Source organism: Moorena sp. SIO4G3 (genome assembly GCF_010692305.1).
Classification (GTDB): Bacteria; Cyanobacteriota; Cyanobacteriia; order Cyanobacteriales; family Coleofasciculaceae; genus Moorena; species Moorena producens_A.
On sequence record NZ_JAAHIG010000085.1, the window covers coordinates 1 to 5489 of the forward strand.

Genomic DNA, 5489 nt, shown 5'->3' on the forward strand with positions numbered 1-5489 from the left:
GAGATTAGTTTTCATCAGGGAGAGGAAGGAGAGTTCCATATTGAGTTCACTTTGATAGTTTACACTAGTTCCTGACTACCCTAATTTTCTCTCATCACAATGAATTAGCCCTGCTCCCAGGAGGGGAACGGGAATTGGGAATCGGGAATCGGGAATCGGGAATCGGGAATCGGGAATCGGGAATCGGGAATCGGGAATCGTTCTTGTAGGGTGGGCAGTGCATGAGGCGTGATTAATTGGCTTGTCATAGAAAAGCTAAGCACTGCCCACCGGACGATTAATCTCTAGAGTCGGGCAAAGTCTTCAGGAATCGCAAATCGTTGCTGTAGGGTGGGCAGTGCATGAGGCGTGATTAATTGGCTTGTCATAGAAAAGCTAAGCACTGCCCACCGGACGATTAATCTCTAGAGTCAAATCTAATCCCAAAACCCCAAATCCCTTCCCCTTGACCGAGACAATTGGTGCTAACTTTAATGAAACTAAAACTATCAAACCGGAAAACATGGGTATAAAAAATGCCCAATCTATGGACGGAGGACTAGTAAATGAAGCGTCAGGGATTAACTAAACATCAGCAAAAGTCCCAGAGTGCATCCCATCCCAGTAGTGGTTGGTTACAGCGAGCGGCAGTGCGTTCAGTGCCAGAAAAACAGGTAAACTCCGGCCTTAACAGGGCTTCTGGTTTGAATCGCAGCTTTGTAAATGTGCCTGTGGCTGGGAATCGATTACCGGTAGTGCAGCCGAAATTGGCTATTGGTGAGCCTGATCATACCTATGAGCAAGCAGCGGATACCTGGCAGCGTACGCCTCAACCCCAGGTGCAATTACAGCAAAACACCGACACCGAAAGTCGTAAACCATCAAGAGGCGATCGCATCATCCAAGGGAAAGGGGAATTGACAGGGAATAGCCAAGTGTCATCCGAGGTGCAGCGCCCCAACAAAACCGGCTTGCCCGATCGCCTGAAAACAGGCATTGAAAATCTCTCTGGCTACTCGATGGATGATGTGAGGGTACATTACAACTCTTCAAAACCTGCTCAGTTGCAGGCTCATGCCTATACACAGGGGACTGATATTCATCTCGCTTCCGGGCAGGAGAAACATTTGCCCCATGAAGGGTGGCATGTGGTGCAACAGATGCAGGGCAGGGTGAAGGCAACAATGCAGGCCAAAGGGGTGGCGGTGAATAACGACCCCGCTTTAGAGCGTGAAGCCGATCTGATGGGGGCAAAGGCGTTACAAAAGAGTCCTGTCAGGCCACGAAGCAATCAAGCGATAGCTGACGTTTCTTTGTTGGCACAAAGAAGCGGAGAAACAAATCAGCTCGACCTTAATCGAATCTCCCCTATTCCGGTAAGTCGGCACCATAACAAGGAAGTAACGGAAAGGGAGCACCCAGTGCAAAGAATGGTTTACGATTCGACGACGAATAAACTCTATGTGTCTAATAATTGGAAAAACATAGAAAATGCAGAAGGAACAAAGGTTAAAGAGGCTTTAGAAGTCGAAAGTACTACTAAATTCAAGAGTAAAAAGATCGCAAACCTGATCTCAAATGCCTATGACATAGAAGGGCATAATACTACAATAATCGACAACAACACCAATGATTTGGAGAATACTTCTAATTATAATAATTTTGTCCAAGAAAATTATTGTAAGTTGTTCATACCAATAGAAGAAATTGTAAAAGAATACAATACTAAGAACAATACTGATAATGAATTAGAAAAGGAAATTAAAGTCGAGAAGATTCAAGAAAATTTTAATGAAAACAACGCAGTAGACATAGAAAAAATGCTTAAAATACTAAGCAAAAAAATTCCAGACCAAAACCAATACCTAATTGAATATGTCCAAAACAGTTTCAAAAAACGTTTCGCAGAAGGGTTAACCAAAATGGTTAATCAAGACCATTACCTACTCAATCTGAATGATATGATGGTGAATGACACTTTTTTAAAATCGTACAAATTTAAACAACCGTTTGAAAGCATGATTTCGTTCGCCAAAGCTGTACTCCTACCACAGGATTACCTAGATAAAGATGACGAATCCGAGGTTAATTTTGATCTGGCTCAAGGAAAGATACCACAAGACAAACAAACCAAGGTCTGTGTCTTGATATCGATGGTATACCAAAAGGCGGCGTCAGCCAGGGACAAACAATCGGCCCTAGAACAGGTACAAAAGCTTCTCGGAAAATTTGACATTAATATAAACTCTAAGAATTTTACTCAAAAAAACGACGATAGTGGGCTGCCTAAGAATGAGCTCCTGTACGATGACATCCTGGCTAAATTACATGAAAAGTTGAGACAAGATAAGATATACTATGACTTGGACAGGGTCAACGAGAAGGTGTTGGCGGAAGCTGGGTATAAGAGGATCGTCTCATGCCTTTGTAAATATGAAAATTTGCCAGCCAACATCCCTCCCCACATCACCTTGAATAAAGGCACTTCGTATATCTTCTATATAAAAGGCCATGCAATGGCAGTGGTAGTCAAGGAAAACATTGAGGGACAGCTAGGAGAAGACAATCCAAAGATCCTCGACAAACACAGCAATTATTTCAACGCATTAAACGAGACCAAATATAACTACAATGGGGAGCCCTGGAAAGAAAATATCACAGCCATATGGCAAGAGGAAAGCTGATTTCCGGCCGAGGAAGTACCGCTGCACGTTGGTCTAGTAGTGCGATCGCCTGATCTGGTAGGGTGGGCAAATTAGCATCATAGCTGATGAAATTATCAAATTCTCAAAATTCGCCCACCCTACCCCTACTGGCAAAATTGGAGACAACCCTGAAATGGTACAAGCACAACCAAAAATACTAACATTGGAGGAGTTTCTGAAACTACCGGAAACGAAGCCTGCTAGTGAGTACCTTGATGGAAAAATTATTCAAAAGCCCGATCACCTGAACTTGTAGGGTGGGCAAATGGGTATCACAGCTGCTGAAATCATCAAATTCTCAAAATTTGCCCACCCTACCCCTACTTATACCCGCCATCTTCAAGGAGAACTAATACCCGCCATCAATAGTTTAGTCAAACCTAAAAAAAATGCTTGTGCATTTCCTGAATTACGCTGTACCTTTGGGGGTCGCTCAATAATACCTGACATTTCAGTATTTCTTTGGAACCGAATTCCCTGTGATGATAATGGAGAAATTGCCAATGTATTTAACCTGACTCCAGATTGGACTATTGAAATCTTATCTCCTGACCAAAGTCACACAAAAGTAACCAAAAATATTCTTCATTGCCTCAAGCATGGAACCCAGATCGGTTGGTTGATTGACCCAGAGGAAAAAACTGTGTTTGTTTACCATTCTAAACAAAAAATTGAGGTATTCGATCAACCCGATATGTTACTTCCTGTACCATCTTTCGTGAGTGAACTAAATCTTACAGTTAAGGATTTATTTGCCTGGTTATTACTGTAAATAGGGAGTACTATATAGCAATTCTACGACTTGTGAGGTACAAATTTCTGGTTTTTAGGGAGCAGGGAGCAGGGAGCAGGGAGCAGGGAAGAGAGAAGAGGGAAGAGGGAAGAGAGAAGAGGGAAGAGAGAAGAGGGAAGAGGTAAAAACTAATGTGTACCTCATGAGTCCTAGCCTACCCTGATGGTCGGATCAGAGTTAATTGGTGGCAGACTTAATCGCGATTGTGTTGGGTTTCACCTTCGTTCCACCCAACCTACCAGTGGGTAAGCGATTAGTGTAGGTTGGGTTGAGGCCACGAAACCCAACAAACCTACCCTGATGGTGGGATCAGAGTTAATTGGTGGCAGACTTAATCGGTATTGTGTTGGGTTTCACCTTCGTTCCACCCAACCTACCAGTGGGTAAGCGATTAGTGTAGGTTGGGTTGAGGCCACGAAACCCAACAAACCTACCCTGATGGTTGGATTCGAGTTAATTGGTGGCAGACTTAATCGGTATTGTGTTGGGTTTCACCTTCGTTCCACCCAACCTACCAGTGGGTAAGCGATTAGTGTAGGTTGGGTTGAGGCCACGAAACCCAACAAACCTACCCTGATGGTCGGATCACAGTTAATTGGTGGCAGACTTAATCGGTATTGTGTTGGGTTTCACCTTCGTTCCACCCAACCTACCAGTGGGTAAGCGATTAGTGTAGGTTGGGTTGAGGTCACGAAACCCAACAAACCTACCCTGATGGTCGGATCACAGTTAATTGGTGGCAGTGAGTGTAGGTTGGGTTGAGGCCACGAAACCCAACAAACCTACCCTGATGGTCGGATCACAGTTAATTGGTGGCAGACTTAATCGGTATTGTGTTGGGTTTCACCTTCGTTCCACCCAACCTACATTTTATTCTCGGCCAATTTGACTATCAAACACAAGCCTTTCTGATCACCCCCATTCTCGATCATAAATCCCCGCTTCAACATAACGATGAAAACTGGAATATTGCCAATCTTTCGGCGCAGTTACTAATCCATGATGCACGGGATTATAATGAATATATTCAAGATGGTTAATAAAATCTCGCTCATCTCGAATTTGGTGCTCCCAAAATCGGCGTTGCCAAACAGCCTTTTCGCCTTTATGTTGTCGAGATGTTGAACTATTACCCTCATATTGAGGATTACATTGACGGCTAAAATAACTTTTAATTAACCGCCAACGAGTAGAAAAATCTGCATCATTTTAAGGTAATGTCCAAACCGAATGTAGATGATCCGGTAAGACAACAATCGCATCAATCTTAAAATGATGTTGTTGCCTAATAGCTCGAAAAGCATTTCGGAGTAAATCAACATTTTCAAGTTCACACAAAATTTGGCGGCGATTGTGGGTTACCACCGTAAAAAAATAAGTTGCCCCTGGTGTTTTTGCTCTACGATATTGCATAAAGTTAGACTAAAATTTATTGGATTAGGAACAGGGAACAGTTAGTGTAGGTTGGGTTGAGGTCACGAAACCCAACAAACCTACCCTGATGGTCGGATCAGAGTTAATTGGTGGCAGTGAGTGTAGGTTGGGTTGAGGCCACGAAACCCAACAAACCTACCCTGATGGTCGGATCACAGTTAATTGGTGGCAGACTTAATCGGTATTGTGTTGGGTTTCACCTTCGTTCCACCCAACCTACATTTTATTCTCGGCCAATTTGACTATCAAACACAAGCCTTTCTGATCACCCCCATTCTCGATCATAAATCCCCGCTTCAACATAACGATGAAAACTGGAATATTGCCAATCTTTCGGCGCAGTTACTAATCCATGATGCACGGGATTATAATGAATATATTCAAGATGGTTAATAAAATCTCGCTCATCTCGAATTTGGTGCTCCCAAAATCGGCGTTGCCAAACAGCCTTTTCGCCTTTATGTTGTCGAGATGTTGAACTATTACCCTCATATTGAGGATTACATTGACGGCTAAAATAACTTTTAATTAACCGCCAACGAGTAGAAAAATCTGCATCATTTTAAGGTAATGTCCAA

General features: G+C 43.1%; 5 protein-coding genes and 1 pseudogene. 4 read left to right on the forward strand and 2 right to left on the reverse strand.

Translation table 11 applies throughout. From position 1 onward, the window contains the following. Positions 1-104: 104 nt before the first annotated feature. Positions 105-248 (reverse strand): hypothetical protein, encoded by a 144-nt coding sequence (locus F6J99_RS16885; RefSeq protein WP_293113928.1) that lies wholly within the window; start codon positions 246-248, stop codon positions 105-107. A gap of 297 nt (positions 249-545) precedes the next feature. On the opposite strand from F6J99_RS16885, the gene F6J99_RS16890 reads away from it, so the two are divergent. The 3 genes and pseudogenes from F6J99_RS16890 to F6J99_RS16900 all read left to right on the forward strand — a co-directional run bounded on the left by F6J99_RS16890 (position 546) and on the right by F6J99_RS16900 (position 4517). Further along, positions 546-2663 (forward strand): DUF4157 domain-containing protein, encoded by a 2118-nt coding sequence (locus F6J99_RS16890; RefSeq protein WP_293113929.1) that lies wholly within the window; start codon positions 546-548, stop codon positions 2661-2663. Positions 2664-2817: 154 nt separating this feature from the next. Further along, positions 2818-3456 (forward strand): annotated as a pseudogene (locus tag F6J99_RS16895) (Uma2 family endonuclease). A gap of 833 nt (positions 3457-4289) precedes the next feature. After that, positions 4290-4517: a hypothetical protein gene (locus F6J99_RS16900; RefSeq protein WP_293113930.1), complete on the forward strand. Its 228-nt coding sequence runs from the start codon at positions 4290-4292 to the stop codon at positions 4515-4517. 169 nt (positions 4518-4686) lie between these two features. On the opposite strand, the gene F6J99_RS16905 is transcribed toward F6J99_RS16900, so the two are convergent. Then, positions 4687-4890: a transposase gene (locus F6J99_RS16905; protein WP_293113931.1), complete on the reverse strand. Its 204-nt coding sequence runs from the start codon at positions 4888-4890 to the stop codon at positions 4687-4689. Positions 4891-5076: 186 nt separating this feature from the next. Here F6J99_RS16905 and F6J99_RS16910 point away from each other — a divergent pair, with 186 nt between their 5' ends. Further along, the gene (locus F6J99_RS16910) at positions 5077-5304 is read left to right on the forward strand and encodes a hypothetical protein (RefSeq protein ID WP_293113930.1); all 228 of its coding nucleotides are present in this window, start codon (positions 5077-5079) and stop codon (positions 5302-5304) included. Positions 5305-5489: the final 185 nt, after the last annotated feature.

Coding starts and splice junctions, on each gene's coding strand:
- F6J99_RS16885 (WP_293113928.1), bottom strand. CDS start 248: ATGACAAGCCAATTAATCACGCCTCATGCACTGCCCACCCTACAAGAA.
- F6J99_RS16890 (WP_293113929.1), top strand. CDS start 546: ATGAAGCGTCAGGGATTAACTAAACATCAGCAAAAGTCCCAGAGTGCA.
- F6J99_RS16905 (WP_293113931.1), bottom strand. CDS start 4,890: ATGCAATATCGTAGAGCAAAAACACCAGGGGCAACTTATTTTTTTACG.